We start from the raw sequence: 15,472 nt of genomic DNA on the forward strand, positions 1-15,472 counted from the left end.
TATGATTGGTCAATAGAAACAACTATAGAGGTGTAATATTAGCAATATTCAGCCAATTTTTGAGCATCTGCAGTCCATACTGCGTGAGCGCGGCCTCCGGGTGGAACTGCAGCGCATATAAGGGCAAGGTACGGTGCCTGAACGCCATGAGTTCGCCCTCCTGGGTTTGCGCCAGCGGCACAATGGCCTCTGGGGTTTCCTGCAGCACCAAGGAATGGTACCGCACCACCTGCACCGTTGGGGGTATTTGGTCAAAGATTGAGTCTTCCGCGCAGCGGATGTGGGAGATTTTGCCGTGCATGGGCCTGATGGCCTTCACCACCCTCGCCCCGAAGAACTGCCCCAGCGCCTGGTGCCCCAGGCAAATGCCCAGCATGGGCAGCCGCGCATGGTAGTGCTCAATGACCGCTGGCATCACACCCGCCTTCTCTGGCGTACCCGGCCCCGGCGACAGCACAATGCCCTTCAGCGGAAGCTCTTGCAGTTCTTCCAGCGGCACATCATTGCGCCGCACCTCCACCTCTGCGCCCAACTGCCGGAAGTAGTCATAGAGGTTGTAGGTAAACGAATCAAAGTTGTCTAAGAGCAGCAGCACAGGGAAGAAACGGGCGGAGGTGGGAAAAAGATATTTCTGTTTTTGGCCTGTTTTGGGGAAAAGAGGCTGGAAACGGGAGGATAGAACGGTAAATGTTAATTACGGATAGCTCCTACAAATCAAACAGGATTTTCAATTTCTTATCTATCTCTGTCTGTTGCATGGTTGAAAGAAAACCCAACTGCCTTTTGATTAAATTCTTCGGTATGGTTACTATTTTGTGAAGCTTAATGACAGAATCAACAGAAAGCCCGGTGGGTTTAAAGTCTTTGCTTTTCTTCTCAATGAGTACGTCAGTTGGTTCAAGCGATGGCGGAAGTTGGCTACTGATAAAGGCAATCACCACATGGTTGTAAAAGCCGATTTCATTGGTCAGGCAGACGGCTGGTCGTACTTTGGCCCCGCTGAAATCATCAAACGGGAAAGGCACCAGTATGATTTTCCCTTTAGTCATGGAACGGCTTGCCGTCGGTGAGTTTGTAGATATCCTCTTGCTCATCCTTCAGGAAATCAAACGCCGGATTACCGGCCATTGCCTTCAACCACAGCTTTTCCTCTTGCTCATCTTCATCAGACAGGAGAATAATCACCTTTACGTTTTTCTCCCTCATCAGCAAAGGATTGTCTAACAGCAGATTTCCTTTCTTATCTATTTTCCCCGTTACCTCAATCGCTCTCATAGTTCTTTCCTTTTGTTTAAGATACGGAATTGGGGATGAAATATTTCATTCTTACTTCTTTGCAAGCTGAATGTTATTTTCTGTTTCCGGGCTGTTTTAGCCAAAACAGCCCGGAAACAGAAAACCTCAAGCAAAATTCTCCAACGCCTCTTTCCCGAAGGGAATTACCCATTGCACAAAGGCCCAGGCGTTGGCGCGGCATCTACAAAGAAGGGATACACGCTTGACTCGCGGGTGGTCTGGAACATAGTATCTACGCCGGTAGAATGGGCGAAGTACACCAGCAGGCAGATGGCAAAGGCCCACTTCCCGCCGCCCACGGCCGCGCCCAGCAGGTTATCCATCATCCCGAAGGGCGTGAGGTGCACGGCTTTTTTCACCACCACGCCCATGGCGCGCACGGCAAACCCAATACCCACAAACACCAGCAGATAGGCTACAAATCCGGCCCCGGTGCCCAGCCATTCCTGCACGTACGGCGTGGCCAGGCTCACCAGCTTCACCCCGAAGACCGTGACCACCACCAGCGTCACCATAGACGCCAGCTCCAGCACCACCCCTCTGAAAAAGCCCCGGAAGGCCCCGTACGCCACCGGCAGCAGCAGGAAATAATCAAACGTGCTCAATCTGGGAAAAACTTAGGCGTTCGGGTTGTTGAGGAGCGCGTTCACGGCGCTGGAAATGGCTCTGCCATCGGCTTGGCCGGCCAACTCCCGGGAGGCCACGCCCATCACTTTGCCCATGTCAGACGGCCCCAGGGCACCCACACGCTGAATGATTTCCAGCAGGCGCTCGCGCAAAGTTCCCTCATCTAGTTGTTGCGGCAGGAATTCCTCAATAATGGCCAGCTCGGCCAACTCAATCTCTTCCAAATCAGTACGCGATTGGGCACGGTACACCTCCGCCGACTCGCGGCGCTGTTTGGCGGCTTTGGTCAACAGTTTCAGCTCAGCGTCTGGCGTGAGGGCCTCAGCGGCGCCTTTCTCGGTCTCGGCCAGCAGAATCTGCGATTTGATTCCGCGCAGCGCCTGCAGGCGGGTTTTATCTTTGGCCAGCATGGCTTGTTTGATACCGGCTTCTACTTTTTCTTTCAGGCTCATAGTTTTAAAGTTATCCGCTCTGGTGAAAGAACGGCGGTGTGAAAATCATTTAGGCAAGTGCCGCGCAGTTTGTTTTATATTTGCCGAAGAACACGTTTATATTTCCCGTAGGAGAAACGTAAATCTTTTGCACCATGACCAAACTCAGCGTAAATATAAATAAAATAGCCACGCTGCGGAACGCCCGCGGCGGCAACCGCCCTAACGTAGTACAGGCCGCCCTGGATTGCGAGCGGTTCGGGGCGCAGGGTATTACCGTGCACCCGCGGCCAGACGAGCGCCACATACGCTACCAAGACGTGTACGACCTCAAAAAAGTGGTCACCACCGAGTTCAACATTGAAGGCAACCCCACCCCCGACTTCATCAAAATAGTCAAAGAGGTCAAGCCCGAGCAGGTGACCCTGGTGCCAGACGCACCTGATGCCATCACCTCCAATGCCGGTTGGGATACGCTCCAACACAAAGATTTTCTGGTAGACGTGATTGCCCAATTCAAAGAGCTGGGCATTAGAACCTCTATCTTCGTAGACCCCATCACCGCGCAGGTAGAAGGCGCCGCCCAAACCGGTACCGACCGCATAGAGCTCTACACCGAAGCCTACGCCCACCAGTATTTAACCAACCGCGAAGCCGCCGTAAAACCCTACGCCCAAGCCGCCCGCGTGGCCGCGGAATGCGGTCTGGGCCTGAACGCCGGCCATGACCTGGACTTAGACAACCTGCGCTACCTCAAAGAGCAGCTGCCTAACTTAGCTGAGGTTTCCATCGGCCACGCCCTCATCTGTGACGCGCTGTACTTCGGTCTGGAGAATACCATTCAGTTGTACCTTCGCCAGTTGAATTATTGATGGTGTTTTCTGTTTTCGGCCTGCTTTCTGAAAAAGAGCTCGAAAACGGAAGAGCCTGAAAAGCCTGTTATTTCCAAATGCACCTTCCCCCCTCCTGTCATTCTGGAAGAATCTTGTGGCAAACTAGAAAAGCAGTGGTTCTTCTCTATATACTTGTATAGTAGAGTGTTTTTACCATTTTTAATGTGAAGAAATAACGCCTCTACAGTTCGCCCACAAGATTCTTCCAGAATGACAAAAGAGGGAGAAAGAACCAAAGAGAGAAATGAGGAAATCAGAAAAGAGGGAATGACCAAACGGAAAGCAGTTCTTTCCTTAGTCATAACTTACCAGAACACCCCATGACCCAACACCTGTTTTTAACCTGTTTTCAGAAAAATAGCCCTAAAACGCACCGCCTATGCTAGGCATGCTGTTCAAGATAGCGGCTTTTGTGGTGGTGGCGCATTTTGTGGTGCGGTTCCTGCTGCGCGTGTTTAATCGGCAGGGCCGGGTGTATTTTTTAACGCCGGCGCGGCAGTTTAAGCTGGTGTTCTGGTCGTTGATTAGCTTTTGGCTGGCTTTAGTCATGTTCGGGTTGCTGCTGCGGGCGCACACAGACACGCACCTGGAGCGTATTTTGGCCATCGCCCTGGGCGGAATTTTGTTTTTGTTCTCCTTGCCCACCCTGCTGGTGCATTTCCAGTACTGGCGGCATGAGCGGGAAAGCGCGCTGGAGCTGGAGAAAGACACCAGAACCGCGCTGCTGCTACGGCCGGGGCAGAAGTTTCTGTTGCAGCAAAACCAAATCAGGAGCCTGCTGGAAACCCGCTGCTCGTCCAGAAGTTCTTTCTGGAGCAACTATACGTATCTTACCCTCACGCTGCAGGACGGAAGGGCAGTCACCATCACTTCACTCTTAATTGATTTGGAGCAGTTGAAGGCGCTTTGGCCGCAGGTGCCGCTGCAGACCAGAACGAAATGGGTCTGTTTTCTGTAAAACAGGTCAGAAACGTTACTTTTGCACGTCAACTTCAATCTCATGGAATTACATTACCGCACCATAGGCGAAGGCTCGCCGCTCTTGATTCTCCACGGTCTGTTCGGGTATTCAGACAACTGGCAGACGCTGGCAAAGTACTACGGCGAGCACTTCAAAGTCTACCTCATTGACCAGCGCAACCACGGCCGGTCGCCGCACACGCCAGACTTCAGCTACCAGCTCATGTCTGATGACCTGCGGGAATTCATTGACCAGCACCAGATTCAGGACGCCGCCATCTTAGGCCACTCCATGGGCGGGAAAGTAGCTATGAATTTCGCGCTGCAGCACCCAGACAAGCTTTCAAAACTCTTAGTAGCTGACATTGCGCCCAAAGCTTACCCGCCGCACCATGATGATATTCTAGCCGGTTTTCACTCTATTGATCTGAACACGCTGCAAAGTCGGCAGGATGCCGATGACCAACTGGCCCAGAAAGTCCCGGACTTCGGCACCCGCCAGTTCCTGCTCAAAAACCTGTACCGCACCGAGGATAACAAATTTGCGTGGCGCTTGAACCTGGAGTCAATAGAGGCCAACCTGGATTCTATTCTGGGCAACATTGAGTCAGACACGCCGTTCACCAAACCAACCCTGTTCCTACGCGGCGGCAACTCGCGCTACATCAAACCCGAGCAGGACACCGAGCAAATCAAGCGCCTGTTCCCTAACGCAGAGATACAGACCATTGAAAACGCCGGCCACTGGCTGCACGCCGAACAGCCGCAGGAGTTCTTCAAACTGTCAATGGCGTTTTTGCAGAGGTAAGTCTGGCGGAAATTGAAAGCCATTTTCCCTCCACTTTTGTCATTCTGAAGGAACCTTGTGGGCAAACGGCAAAGGCGTTTCAACCCCTCCAGACTTGCTAAATCTGTTTTCAGGAACAGCTCTTTCCCCGCTTGTGTCCTTCTGTAAGGCCCTTGTAGCCGCACAGCCATAGCGTTTATTTAAGTAGTTTAGTTTATACCAGATGCCGTCCCCCTTTTTTGTCATTCTGGAAGAATCTTGGTTGCGAGCAAGAGAAGCGTTTTAAGTAGAGCTACTACCGCTCGCCCCCAAGATCCTTTCAGGATGACAGAAAAAGAACTAGGCTAAAAAAGAGAAGAAGCCTGGGGAAGAACAAAAGCTCCCAGAAAACATGGCATCTGACTGCCCGCAGTAGCATTACCCACCAGAACCAGTACCAACAACTTATGACCAATTCCGCCAAAGGCACGCTTTTCTTAATCCCCACGGTTCTGGCCGAGGACACCGCGGCGGCGGTCATTTCCCCGCAGGTGGCCGAAGTGACCGGCAGGCTGACCTATTTCATGGTAGAGAACGCCCGCACCGCCCGCCGTTACATCAAATCCATTGCGCCCGCGCAGGTTATTGAGGAACTGGCCATCACGGTCATTGACAAGAACTCTTCTGATACCGAACTGACTGCCGCTTTAAAACCATTGCTGGCCGGGCAAGACGGCGGCATCATCTCAGAGGCAGGCTGCCCCGGCGTGGCCGACCCTGGTGCGGAGTTGGCGCGACTGGCGCACCAACATGGCGTGAAGGTGGTGCCGCTGGTAGGGCCATCGGCGATATTGATGGGGCTGATGGCCTCTGGGTTTAACGGGCAGAGTTTCGCGTTTCACGGCTACCTGCCCATTGAGAAGCGGGACCGCATTCAGGCACTGCGGGCGCTGGAGAAGGAGATGGCGCAGAAAGACCAGACCCAGATTTTCATGGAGACGCCCTACCGCAACCGCCAGATGATTGATGACCTGCTGCAGAACCTGGGCAAAGACACCAAACTCTGCATTGCCGCCAACATCACGGGGCCCAATGAGTTCATCAAAACACTCAAAGTAAGCGAGTGGAAAGGCAAGGTACCGGACCTGCACAAACAACCGGCCGTCTTTCTGATCTATAGAAGGTAATTCTCCGGCTTCGCCGAAGACAAATGTGAACTTTGCGTTTTAGGCCTGTTTTGGCCAAAACAGCGTACGCAAAGAACAGGTATGGATTGCTTTGGCAATCTGCATGACAAACGGTCAACGTACGTTTAAACTCCCAACCATTTACCCTCACCCTAACCTTCTCCCAGAGGGAGAAGGAATACCGCTTTTTGCGTTTTGGGGCTATTTTCTGAAAAACAGGCTAAAAACAGGAAGTTAACCTTTACAGCAACCTATTTTCAAAAACTAGAAAAACGGGGCAGTTACTGCTATTACGTTTCGCGCGCAAGATCCCTTTAGCAGGACAGGTAGAGTGAATTTCTTCCGTAGAGAGAAGAATTGAGGCACTGCTGTTTTCGGGCTGTTTTTCAGAAAACAGCGAAAACAGAAATCACTATTTCCGCTGCAGCCAGCCTTCGGGGTTCAGGTTAGACTGGTTTTTCCAGATCTGGAACTGGAGCTCAGAGGTGCCCTCAGCATCTGTATAAACGGTGCCAATGGCTTGTTTGGCGTCTACCTCCTGCCCTTCAGACACATTCACAGTGCGCAGCTTGGCGTAGACGGTAAAGTATTCGCCGTGCTGGATCATGACAATGTTGTTCATGCCCGGTATGGTCTGTACCGCCAATACTTTTCCGCCAAAGATAGAACGCACCTGCTCATTGGCACCGGTCTGAATATCAATGCCGCGGTTCTCTACCACCACACCTCTGAGTACGGGGTGGTTATGGCGCCCAAAACGCTGGGAGATAAACCCGCGGCCCACCGGCCACGCAAAACGGCCTTTGTTGCTGGCAAAGTTTGAGGAGAGGGCGGCTCCTTCTGGGGTAAGGGTTACGCGGTTGGTGCTGGCGGTAGATCTGGCGGGCTCTGTCGGTTCTGGGGCGGGTTTTCCGGCCTTGGCGGCGGCGGCGGCTTCACGGGCGGCTTTGGCCTTGGCCGCGGCCTCTGCCGCACGGGCGGCGCGGGCAATCTCTTCGCGCACCAGCTCGGCAATCAGGTTATCCAGCTGCCGCACGGCCTGCTGCCGTTTCTCCACCTCCTGCTTCAGGGACTGCTCCTGCAGGCTTAACTGCTGAATCACCTGGTCCTGCTGGTCATGCATGGTGAGCAGGTTTTTGTTTTCCTTCAGCTGTACATCTAACAGGCTTTTTTTCTGCTGTTTCTGGGTGGTGAGGGTAGACAGTTGCTGACTCAGGTTCTGTTGCACCTGCTCAATGGCGGCGGCCTGCTTTTTACGGGCCTCTGTGTACTGCCGCAGGTACCGCATGCGGCGCATCATCTGGTTGAATGACTCTGAGGCAAACAGGAACATGAGCTTGTTGTAGCTGTTGGCGGTTTTGGAGGCGGCGTAAATCTGGCGGGCATACTCCTTCTTGAGCCGCTCCAGGTCAGACTGGGTCTCAGAGACTTTTTCTTCTGTGGTTTGCAGGTCTTTGTTGAGGTAGGTGATCTCTGAGGAGATGTTTTTGATCACGCCCTTCTGCACGGTGATCTTCTCCTTGATCACGTTCAGCTGCCCCAAAGACGCTTGCTTCTTTTGGGCGGTTTGCTCCAGAATGCGGTTGGCCTCTTTGATACGGCGCAGGTTGGCCGCCTTTTCGCGCTCCAGCTGGGCTTTGCTCTTAGTAGGGGCCTTTTTGGTGGTGCGTGTTGATTTCTTCTGCGCCTCTGCGCAGTAAGGACTCACCAGAAAAAGAAGAAGAAAAAGAAAAAGGATCCCCGACCTATTTACGTTCATACCCCGAAGGTACAGAAAAAGGGAAATCCAGAGAAGTGTCTGAGGTAGAAACCTGTCTTAACCGCACTCCCACGGTTGATGCTTTCCCGTTGTCTCCCTCTGGCTGCTGAATAGAAAGCAGCAGCGCCATGGGGAAAGGCTTCCCGTTCAAATCCTCAAAATCCTGGTAGTCTACCGTCATGAGGTCTTTGCTCTGCGGGCTCCTTACTTCTACCCTTTTGAGTTTGTAGCGGGTGGTATCAATAAACTGGTCTACCTGCAGGCTGCCCCGCTGTTGCCTGATGTGCTGCACGGGCCCTTCTATGATTACTTTCTCCAGCGAGGGGGGGCCTGGCACATAGTTGCCAATTAAGATCTCCTGCAGCGTCTTGAAATCTACATCTATGTTGTAGCGCTTGCGCAGCGTTTCATAAGACCCCACCAGGTACTCATCTTTCATTCTGTTTACCAGGTACACTGAGTCTGGGGTAATCTTCATGCGGGCCGCTTCCAGGCCAAAAGCCTGCACAGAAGCCCAGATGACCTCATTCTTCTTTACGCGTAGCGTAAGGTTTGCGCTTAGCTTGCTGTTCTCGCTCTGGATTTTGCCTTTGGCCGAAAAATACTGGTAGTCTGTGTTCACCACGCTCACCTTGTTGATTTTCTCAGGTTCAGCGGCCGCAGATGCGCCAGGCACGGCTTTTTTGGTACACCCTACTAAGACTAACATGCTTAACCCAAGGGCATAGATATATTTACTCATACAGTTTCTTGTCTTTAATCTTCTTACTGATGGCCTCAGAGGCACCACCAACCTGATTAGCCCTTACCCACTGTTTCAGGGCGGCTTCCCGGGAACCTAGCTGGTACAAGACATCGCCGTAGTGCTCAATAATGGTAGCATCAGAAGATAAGGCTACGGCTTTTTCTAGCAAGCGTTTCGCCTCCTGGTAATCTTTGAGTTTATACAGCACCCATGCGTACGTGTCTAGGTAGGTGGCATTGTCTGGAAACTGGGCCACCAGCACCCCCGCCATGATCTTGGCCTTGGCCAGGTTATGCCCGCGTAAAGAGAGAAAATAGCTGTAGTTGTTGAGCGCATGGGGGTTGTTGGGGTCTATAGCCAATACCCTATCATACGCCTGGTCAGACAGGTCATACTGCTCCAGAGAATGGTAGGCATCTCCCAACTGCAGGTTGAACTGCAGCTGCAGCTCCACATTATTGCCAGCCATGCGCCGGCCGTACTCCAGTGACTTAGCCCCTTTGCTGTAGTTCTTGTTGAGCAAGTGCGCCACCCCGTTGTAGTACCAGAACATAGGCTGGTTAGGGAAGAACTCCAGCGCCCGCTCAGAATGCACAATCAATGAATCTGTGTGGTTCATCTCCCCATCCAGCAGCACAATCTGCTGCCAGATTTTGAAGTGGCCAGGGTCCAGTTTCACCGCTTTCAGGTAATTATCCCGCGCCTGCAGCTTTTTGTCTGCATTCACATAGATGTCACCCGCCACCGCAAAGGCTTTGGCTTCCTGCGGGTGTGCTTTGGTGGTCAGTTCAGCCAGCTTAATGGCCTGGGTGGCTACTTTGGCATCTGGTAAACGCCTGATGTAGTCTACCAGAATCTTCACCTTAGAGTCTATATCCAGGCTGCTGTTCCCAAAGGCGAGCTCCAGCTGCACGTCTGCCTCTGCATGTTTGCCCTGCTGCTGTAGCAGGTCTGCCAGCATTAACCGGCCGTAGGCGTTGTCTGGGGCAACTTTGAGGGCTTTCTCTGCCATTTGAATGGCCTCTGCCACCCGCTTGTTGGCCGCCAGCATCTCAGCCTGGGCTAACAGATATTTTACTTCATCTGGGTTGGCCTCAATCAAATTTCTTCCCTCTGCCAGTGCTTTCTCCAGATTGTTCTGCTTGAGGTAGATTTGCTGCTTTTTAAATGAGATCTCCTCTATGAGCCCGTACTTTTCCTCAATCTGCCCCAGGGTGCGCAGGGCGTCATCTAGCCGGTTCTTGGCTAAGTAAAGATCTGTAAGGTTGAAGAGGTACTGCTCTGTGTTGGGGAGTTCAGTGGTAAGGCGGGCGTAGACTTTGATGGCCTCCTCATACTGCTGCTGGTTGGTGTAGATCTGGGCCAGCAGTAAGTGGTAGTACTGGTTCTTGGGCTCTAACTCCAGTGCGGCCTTGGCAAAAGGCAACGCTCCCCGCACGCTCCCCAGCAGCAGGCTGGTCTCAGCCAGCTTGTAGTTGACCGCGGCATTGGTGGGGCTAATGGCGTAGGCGCGCTGGAAACGGTCAAGGGCTTTCCCGTATTCCTCCAGCACAAAAAACTTCATGCCTTCCAGAAAATAGGACTCACTTAGCTGCTGCTCCTGTGCCGTGAAGGCAGGCAAAGCTGCGGCGGCCTCAGCTGCCGCAGGTTTTTCCTTTCTGCGCTCAGATTGGGCATAGCCTTTTCCCCCCGCTACTACCATTCCGCACACAGCGGCCACTATCGTGAGTCCTCTTTTCAGCATAAATTAAGTCACCTTCTATCCGCGCAAGACATTGTAGTCACCCACGCTGAGGTCAGCAGGCGTGCCTTGGTACACAACATGGTTTCCTACCATGGAGTTCGAAATCAGCGCGTTGTCAATTTTTGTGTTTTCCTGTACAATGCTGTTGCTCACCACTGAGCCACTTACTTGTGTGTTATTTCCAATAGAAACGTGCGGACCTACCACTGAATTGTTCAGCACCACATTTTCGCCCACATAAACCGGCGGAATAATCACGGTATTGGTTAATTGGGCAGAAGAGGCCACTAGACCTTCTTCGTCTCTAATATACTCCAAATAGCGCTGGTTGGTATAAACGGTAGAATCTTTGTTGCCGCAGTCCAGCCACTCAGAGATCTGGCCGGGAATGAACACAGAGCCCTTGCTCTTCATGTTCTCCAGGGCATTGGTGATCTGGTACTCGCCTTTGTCTTTGATATCATTGTCAATGAGGTACTGCAGCTCGCTGCGCAGGTATTCCCCGTCTTTGAAGTAGTAGATACCAATAATGGCCAGGTCAGACACAAACTCCTGCGGCTTCTCCACAAACTCGGTGATGTGGCCTTGGTCGTTTAGTTTCACCACGCCAAACGGGCGCGGGTCCTCAACTTTCTGCACCCAGATAGTGCCTTCGGCCGAAGTATCCAGTTTGAAATCTGCTTTGAACAAGGTATCTGCAAATGCCACCACCACGTTGCCTTTCAACGCCTCTTTGGCGCAAAGAATGGCGTGGGCAGTACCCAGCGGCTCATCCTGGTAGTGAATGGAACCCGTAGCACCAACAGACTCGGCAATTTTAAGCAGCTTCGCCTCTACCTCTTTCCCAAAGCGGCCTATGATAAACGCCACCTCTTCAATGGGTTCCTGGCAAACCTTGGCAATATCTTCTACCAGACGCTGCACAATAGGCTTGCCGGCAATAGGAACCAAAGGTTTAGGAACAGTTAACGTGTGCGGACGCATGCGCTTGCCCATGCCGGCCATTGGTACAATAATTCTCATAGTAACGTTGAAATAAGGTTGAATTAGTATGGCCTCCTACGGGAATGCCAGATTTAAGATATAGTATAAATACTATTTTTATCCTGTTTTCGAAAAAACAAGCCAAAAACAGACAGGTTACTTTTTGCCTGTGCTGCCGTAGCCACCAGCACCGCGCTCTGTCTCAGACAGCTCCTCAACCGGCTGCCAGCCTACACGCTCATACCGGGCCACCACCATCTGGGCAATGCGCTCCCCATCTTCTACAACGAAGTCAGCGTCTGAGAGGTTGACCAACAGCACCTTAATTTCGCCGCGGTAGTCTGCATCAATGGTGCCGGGGGTGTTCACAATAGAAATACCGTGTTTAAAGGCCAGTCCGCTACGGGGCCTGATCTGCGCCTCATGGCCCTCAGGCAGCTCAATGCAGAGCCCCGTAGGGATAAGTGCGCGCTGCAGCGGCTTTAAGGTAACAGGAGCCTCTAAATTGGCCCGCAGGTCTAAGCCTGCAGAATGTTCTGTCTGGTACGCGGGCAAAGGGTGCTTGCCCAGGTTAAGCACCTTAACGGGGAGTGTTGACTTCATTATGCCAATATACAAATTTATCTATTTATCCGCCGCAGCGCGGGTTTCTCCACTACCCACACCACTATTAGAAACACACCGCACAGCCCCAGATGGTACACCTGCCTCAGCCAGAAATTCTCCAGCTCCCACGCGTACGCCAGCCAGATCAGCCCGGTAGCCAGCATCAGGTAGCCAAAGATGGCCTTGAGCGGGTACGGCACCGGGAAATACTTCTGCCCAATGGCATAGCACACCACACTCATGGTGAAGTAGCAGAGAAAGGCCGCCACCGCACTGCCCATGGAGCCCCACACCGGGATCAGCAGGTAATTGGCCACCACTGTGACAATAGCGCCAAAGATGGTGATGTAGGTGCCATACTGGGTTTTGTCAGTGAGTTTGAACCAGACGGTGAGGTTATAATACACCCCGTTGAAAAGATACGCCAGCAGCAGTACCGGCACCACCTCCATACCCGTGCGGTACGCCTCTTGCCCCAGAAAATACTGAAAGATGTCCAGGTTCGCGCTTATGCCCAGATAGGCCAGGGCGCAGATAATCACAAACCAGCGCATGACCGCGGCAAAGGTGGCGGGGGAGTTCTTGTCCTGCGCCTGGGAGAAAAAGAACGGCTCTGCCGAATACCGGAACGCCTGGATCATGAGGCTCATCATAATGGCCAGCTTGTAGTTGGCCCCAAAAATACCCAGCGCTTCTTCATTGCTGATGCCTTCATAAAAGCCTTCGGGGAGCCAGTCTTCCAACATGAGCCGAGACAGCATCTCATTGGTAGCGCCAGCCAGCCCCATGATCAAGATTGGGAACGCATACACCAGCATGGGCCACATCTCAGGCAAAGAGAGTTTAAACCTGAAATCTGAGAATTCTTTCCAGAGCATGGGAATGAACAGCAGGTTGGCCACCATGTTCACCAGAAAGATATACCCTACCCCTAATTCTGGATCATAGATGGCTGCAATTATTGGCCGCAGCTCCGTCAGGTATTCCCCATTATACACATGCCGGCAAAACAGCAGGAAGAACAGGTTACCCCCAATCACCAGGAAAATATTGGTCAACCTGATAATGGCAAACCGGGCTGCTTTGTTCTCCAGCCGCAACCGGGCAAACGGGATGGCCACTATGGCATCAACCCCCATGGTAATGCCAGCCACAGCACATACTCCTCCCGGCCGGGGTAGCCCAACCCGGCCGCAATGGGCGACGCAAACAGAATGAAACCGGCCGTCAACAGTAAGCTGGAGCAGATGATGAGTGTCTGCACCTTGTGGTACAGGGCTCTTCTGTCTGCGTCTGGTTTGTTGGAGAACCGGAAAAAAGCCGTCTCCATGCCGTAGGTGTACACTATATTGAGGAAAGCGACTATGGCGTAGAGCTTGGTCACCACCCCGTACTCATCTGGGGCAAACACCCCCGTGTACAGCGGAACCAGCAGGTAGTTCAAGGCCCTCCCCACAATACTGCTCAACCCATAGGCAGCGGTCTGCCCTACCAGCTTTTTGGCTATACTCATATACCGTATTTAAAAACAGAAGAAAACGGGTGACAAAGATACAGGTGAAAGAGGGGAGTCTGCCATTTACGACTATTCCCTTTTGCTGTTTTCTCAAAAACAGCCCAAAAACGGGAATAGTAAACTTAGCGTTGGTCAGCACCTAAACGAGAGCGTGGATAAATTATTCTCCTTTGAAGTGAGGCTTACGCTTCTCCAGGAAAGCAGAAGTGCCCTCTTTAAAATCCTCAGAACCGCAGCAACGGCTGAACGAGTTGGCCTCTGTCTGGTAGCCGTGCTCCTCTTTGTCATACCAGGCGTTCACGCAGTCTACAATCATGCCCACGGCCAGGGGGGCTTTGGCTACAATCTTCTGCATGATCTCCAGGCACTTGCTAATCAGGTCTTCTGGGGCGGTCACATGGTTGACCAATCCCAGTTCCTTGGCCTCATGCGCCGAAACCATGTCACCGGTCATCATCAGTTCCATGGCTTTGCCTTTGCCCACCAGCTGGGTAAGCCGCTGGGTACCGCCGTAGCCGGGTATAATGCCCAGGTTCACCTCCGGCTGTCCAAAACGGGCATTGTCACTGGCCACCCTAATGTGACAGGCCATGGCCAGTTCACAGCCCCCGCCAAGGGCAAAGCCGTTCACGGCGGCAATCACCGGCTTAGGGCATTCCTCAATCATGGCAAACACGTCCTGCCCGCGTTCCGCGAACCGGCGGCCGTTCACCTCGTTCAGTTCGGCAATCTCAGAGATGTCTGCCCCGGCCACAAAGGCTTTCTCCCCGCTGCCGGTAATAATCACGCCCCGCACCTCTGGGTCATCATACACCTCCTGCATGGCCGCGTTGATCTCCTTCACAGTCTCAATATTGAGGGCATTCATCTTGCTAGGGCGGTCAATGGTGATAAATAAAACACCACCTTGGTTCTCCAGTAGCAGGTTGTTATAGTTGGCCATGGTTTATTTTCTAACGTACAGGAATTCTAGAATTGAAAGGAGCAAATATAAAGAAAACCCCACAGAATATGCTGCTTCCCATGACTTGCAGAAAAATCCTTTGGCTGGCCCTAAAATAAGGGTAGGTACATAGGAAATAGCGGATTTCTTTTCGTACTTATCAAAAATTTCAGGAACTGTAGTCCCTGATTCTAAGTTACCTAGCAAACATTCTCTAACTTATTTCTAATGAGATCACTTCTCCGGTATTTCACCTTCGCGCTGGGGTTATTACTGCTGTTAGCCCTTGCCCCAGAGGTACACGCACAAAAAATAAAGTCTAGCAAGGCAAGAAAGGAAATAGGCAGAAAAGGCCCTGGCGGCTATAAGAAAGGCGAAGCCCCTGACGCCAACGCTGACCGCAAAATGCTGCTGGACCGCCAGAAGGCCATTGCCCAGGCAAAAACCTCAGGCGGCGCCGGCCCCCGGTACTCACTGGCCCCCAACAAATATGACACGGGCAAGGGCAGTTTCTCCATGGGCGATTACAAGCACAAGACCAAAGGCAAAAAGCCCAGGAAACAGAAAAAGTCTAAGAAGCTCATTGACCAGGAAAACCCTAACGGGAAACTCTACCGTGAAGGCCTTAAAAAGAGAGACAAGAAGTTTCTCTTCTTCTAACGGGTCTTCCTGCTTATGAAAAAGCCCCTGCGCCCCACCCGGAGCAGGGGCTTTTTCATTTCCTGCTGTTTCTGGGCTGTTTTCTGAAAAACAGCCCAGAAACAGGAATGAATGGTGTGCAAGAAGGAGCAGCCTTTCTGAGAGTGGCTAACCTTTGCGGTTTACAAACATTCCTGCTTCTGCTCAAGCGCTCAACCATGGTCAGTCGGCAGAAGCCTTCCTGTTTCCGGGCTGTTTTTCAAAAAGTAGGCCGAAAACAGGTTTTTGCATTTTACCCCTCCCTCTACATGATCCCCCAGATGGAGAGCCTGTTCAAAATTTGCCTTTTGAGCGGCAAGGGGCCATTACGCTTTCC

19 protein-coding genes are annotated in these 15,472 nt (G+C 52.3%); 5 read left to right on the forward strand and 14 right to left on the reverse strand.

All coding sequences use genetic code 11. The features are described from left to right. Window positions 1-22 precede the first annotated feature (22 nt). The 5 genes from A8O25_RS12005 to A8O25_RS12025 form a co-directional block, all read right to left on the reverse strand. Window positions 23-595 (reverse strand): anthranilate synthase component II, encoded by a 573-nt coding sequence (locus A8O25_RS12005; RefSeq protein WP_066835141.1) that lies wholly within the window; start codon window positions 593-595, stop codon window positions 23-25. A 112-nt stretch (window positions 596-707) separates the two neighbouring features. Next, complete coding sequence (locus tag A8O25_RS12010) at window positions 708-1,049, reverse strand: type II toxin-antitoxin system PemK/MazF family toxin (protein ID WP_066835143.1); 342 nt, start codon at window positions 1,047-1,049, stop codon at window positions 708-710. After that, window positions 1,042-1,275: a hypothetical protein gene (locus A8O25_RS12015; protein ID WP_066835145.1), complete on the reverse strand. Its 234-nt coding sequence runs from the start codon at window positions 1,273-1,275 to the stop codon at window positions 1,042-1,044. Before A8O25_RS12015 ends, A8O25_RS12010 begins: the two co-directional genes overlap by 8 nt. Window positions 1,276-1,439: 164 nt before the next feature. Then, the gene (locus tag A8O25_RS12020; RefSeq protein WP_066835146.1) at window positions 1,440-1,901 is read right to left on the reverse strand and encodes a CvpA family protein; all 462 of its coding nucleotides are present in this window, start codon (window positions 1,899-1,901) and stop codon (window positions 1,440-1,442) included. Between the two features lie 12 nt (window positions 1,902-1,913). Continuing rightward, a complete protein-coding gene (locus A8O25_RS12025; protein WP_066835148.1) occupies window positions 1,914-2,375 on the reverse strand; it encodes a GatB/YqeY domain-containing protein in 462 nt (153 codons plus the stop codon). 134 nt (window positions 2,376-2,509) lie between these two features. On the opposite strand from A8O25_RS12025, the gene A8O25_RS12030 reads away from it, so the two are divergent. Further along, a complete protein-coding gene (locus A8O25_RS12030; RefSeq protein WP_066835150.1) occupies window positions 2,510-3,226 on the forward strand; it encodes a pyridoxine 5'-phosphate synthase in 717 nt (238 codons plus the stop codon). Here the strand turns inward: A8O25_RS12030 and A8O25_RS22970 are convergent. Continuing rightward, window positions 3,220-3,549, reverse strand: a complete 330-nt coding sequence (locus tag A8O25_RS22970; protein ID WP_153042720.1) for a hypothetical protein — start codon at window positions 3,547-3,549, stop codon at window positions 3,220-3,222. The genes A8O25_RS12030 and A8O25_RS22970 overlap by 7 nt on opposite strands. Window positions 3,550-3,626: 77 nt before the next feature. On the opposite strand from A8O25_RS22970, the gene A8O25_RS12035 reads away from it, so the two are divergent. From A8O25_RS12035 to A8O25_RS12045, 3 genes are all read left to right on the forward strand, one after another. Beyond that, complete coding sequence (locus A8O25_RS12035) at window positions 3,627-4,205, forward strand: PH domain-containing protein (protein ID WP_153042721.1); 579 nt, start codon at window positions 3,627-3,629, stop codon at window positions 4,203-4,205. 42 nt (window positions 4,206-4,247) lie between these two features. After that, window positions 4,248-5,015, forward strand: a complete 768-nt coding sequence (locus A8O25_RS12040) for an alpha/beta fold hydrolase (protein WP_066835155.1) — start codon at window positions 4,248-4,250, stop codon at window positions 5,013-5,015. A gap of 425 nt (window positions 5,016-5,440) precedes the next feature. After that, window positions 5,441-6,160 carry an SAM-dependent methyltransferase gene (locus A8O25_RS12045; RefSeq protein ID WP_066835157.1) on the forward strand — a complete coding sequence of 240 codons (720 nt, stop codon included), beginning with the start codon at window positions 5,441-5,443 and terminating at the stop codon, window positions 6,158-6,160. A gap of 412 nt (window positions 6,161-6,572) precedes the next feature. On the opposite strand, the gene A8O25_RS12050 is transcribed toward A8O25_RS12045, so the two are convergent. The 8 genes from A8O25_RS12050 to A8O25_RS12080 form a co-directional block, all read right to left on the reverse strand. After that, entirely contained in the window at window positions 6,573-7,919 is a 1,347-nt protein-coding gene (locus A8O25_RS12050) for a murein hydrolase activator EnvC family protein (RefSeq protein ID WP_066835160.1), read from the reverse strand. Beyond that, a complete protein-coding gene (lolB1, locus tag A8O25_RS12055; RefSeq protein ID WP_066835162.1) occupies window positions 7,906-8,661 on the reverse strand; it encodes a lipoprotein insertase outer membrane protein LolB1 in 756 nt (251 codons plus the stop codon). Before lolB1 ends, A8O25_RS12050 begins: the two co-directional genes overlap by 14 nt. Next, on the reverse strand, window positions 8,654-10,408 hold the full coding sequence (locus A8O25_RS12060) for a tetratricopeptide repeat protein (RefSeq protein ID WP_241499009.1): 1,755 nt from the start codon (window positions 10,406-10,408) through the stop codon (window positions 8,654-8,656). Before A8O25_RS12060 ends, lolB1 begins: the two co-directional genes overlap by 8 nt. 15 nt (window positions 10,409-10,423) lie before the next feature. Continuing rightward, a complete protein-coding gene (locus A8O25_RS12065) occupies window positions 10,424-11,431 on the reverse strand; it encodes a sugar phosphate nucleotidyltransferase (RefSeq protein ID WP_066835166.1) in 1,008 nt (335 codons plus the stop codon). A gap of 117 nt (window positions 11,432-11,548) precedes the next feature. After that, complete coding sequence (gene dut / locus A8O25_RS12070; protein ID WP_066835204.1) at window positions 11,549-11,995, reverse strand: dUTP diphosphatase; 447 nt, start codon at window positions 11,993-11,995, stop codon at window positions 11,549-11,551. A gap of 17 nt (window positions 11,996-12,012) precedes the next feature. Next, the gene (locus A8O25_RS12075; protein WP_241499010.1) at window positions 12,013-13,152 is read right to left on the reverse strand and encodes a lipopolysaccharide biosynthesis protein; all 1,140 of its coding nucleotides are present in this window, start codon (window positions 13,150-13,152) and stop codon (window positions 12,013-12,015) included. Next, window positions 13,119-13,511: a lipopolysaccharide biosynthesis protein gene (locus tag A8O25_RS23830; protein ID WP_241499011.1), complete on the reverse strand. Its 393-nt coding sequence runs from the start codon at window positions 13,509-13,511 to the stop codon at window positions 13,119-13,121. Before A8O25_RS23830 ends, A8O25_RS12075 begins: the two co-directional genes overlap by 34 nt. A 163-nt stretch (window positions 13,512-13,674) precedes the next feature. Then, a complete protein-coding gene (locus A8O25_RS12080) occupies window positions 13,675-14,457 on the reverse strand; it encodes an enoyl-CoA hydratase/isomerase family protein (protein ID WP_066835168.1) in 783 nt (260 codons plus the stop codon). Window positions 14,458-14,685: 228 nt separating this feature from the next. Between A8O25_RS12080 and A8O25_RS12085 the strand changes: the two genes are divergently transcribed. Then, window positions 14,686-15,117, forward strand: a complete 432-nt coding sequence (locus A8O25_RS12085; RefSeq protein WP_066835170.1) for a hypothetical protein — start codon at window positions 14,686-14,688, stop codon at window positions 15,115-15,117. Window positions 15,118-15,472 lie beyond the last annotated feature (355 nt).

It is taken from the genome of Rufibacter ruber (assembly GCF_001647275.1).
Lineage (GTDB): Bacteria > Bacteroidota > Bacteroidia > Cytophagales > Hymenobacteraceae > Nibribacter > Nibribacter ruber_C.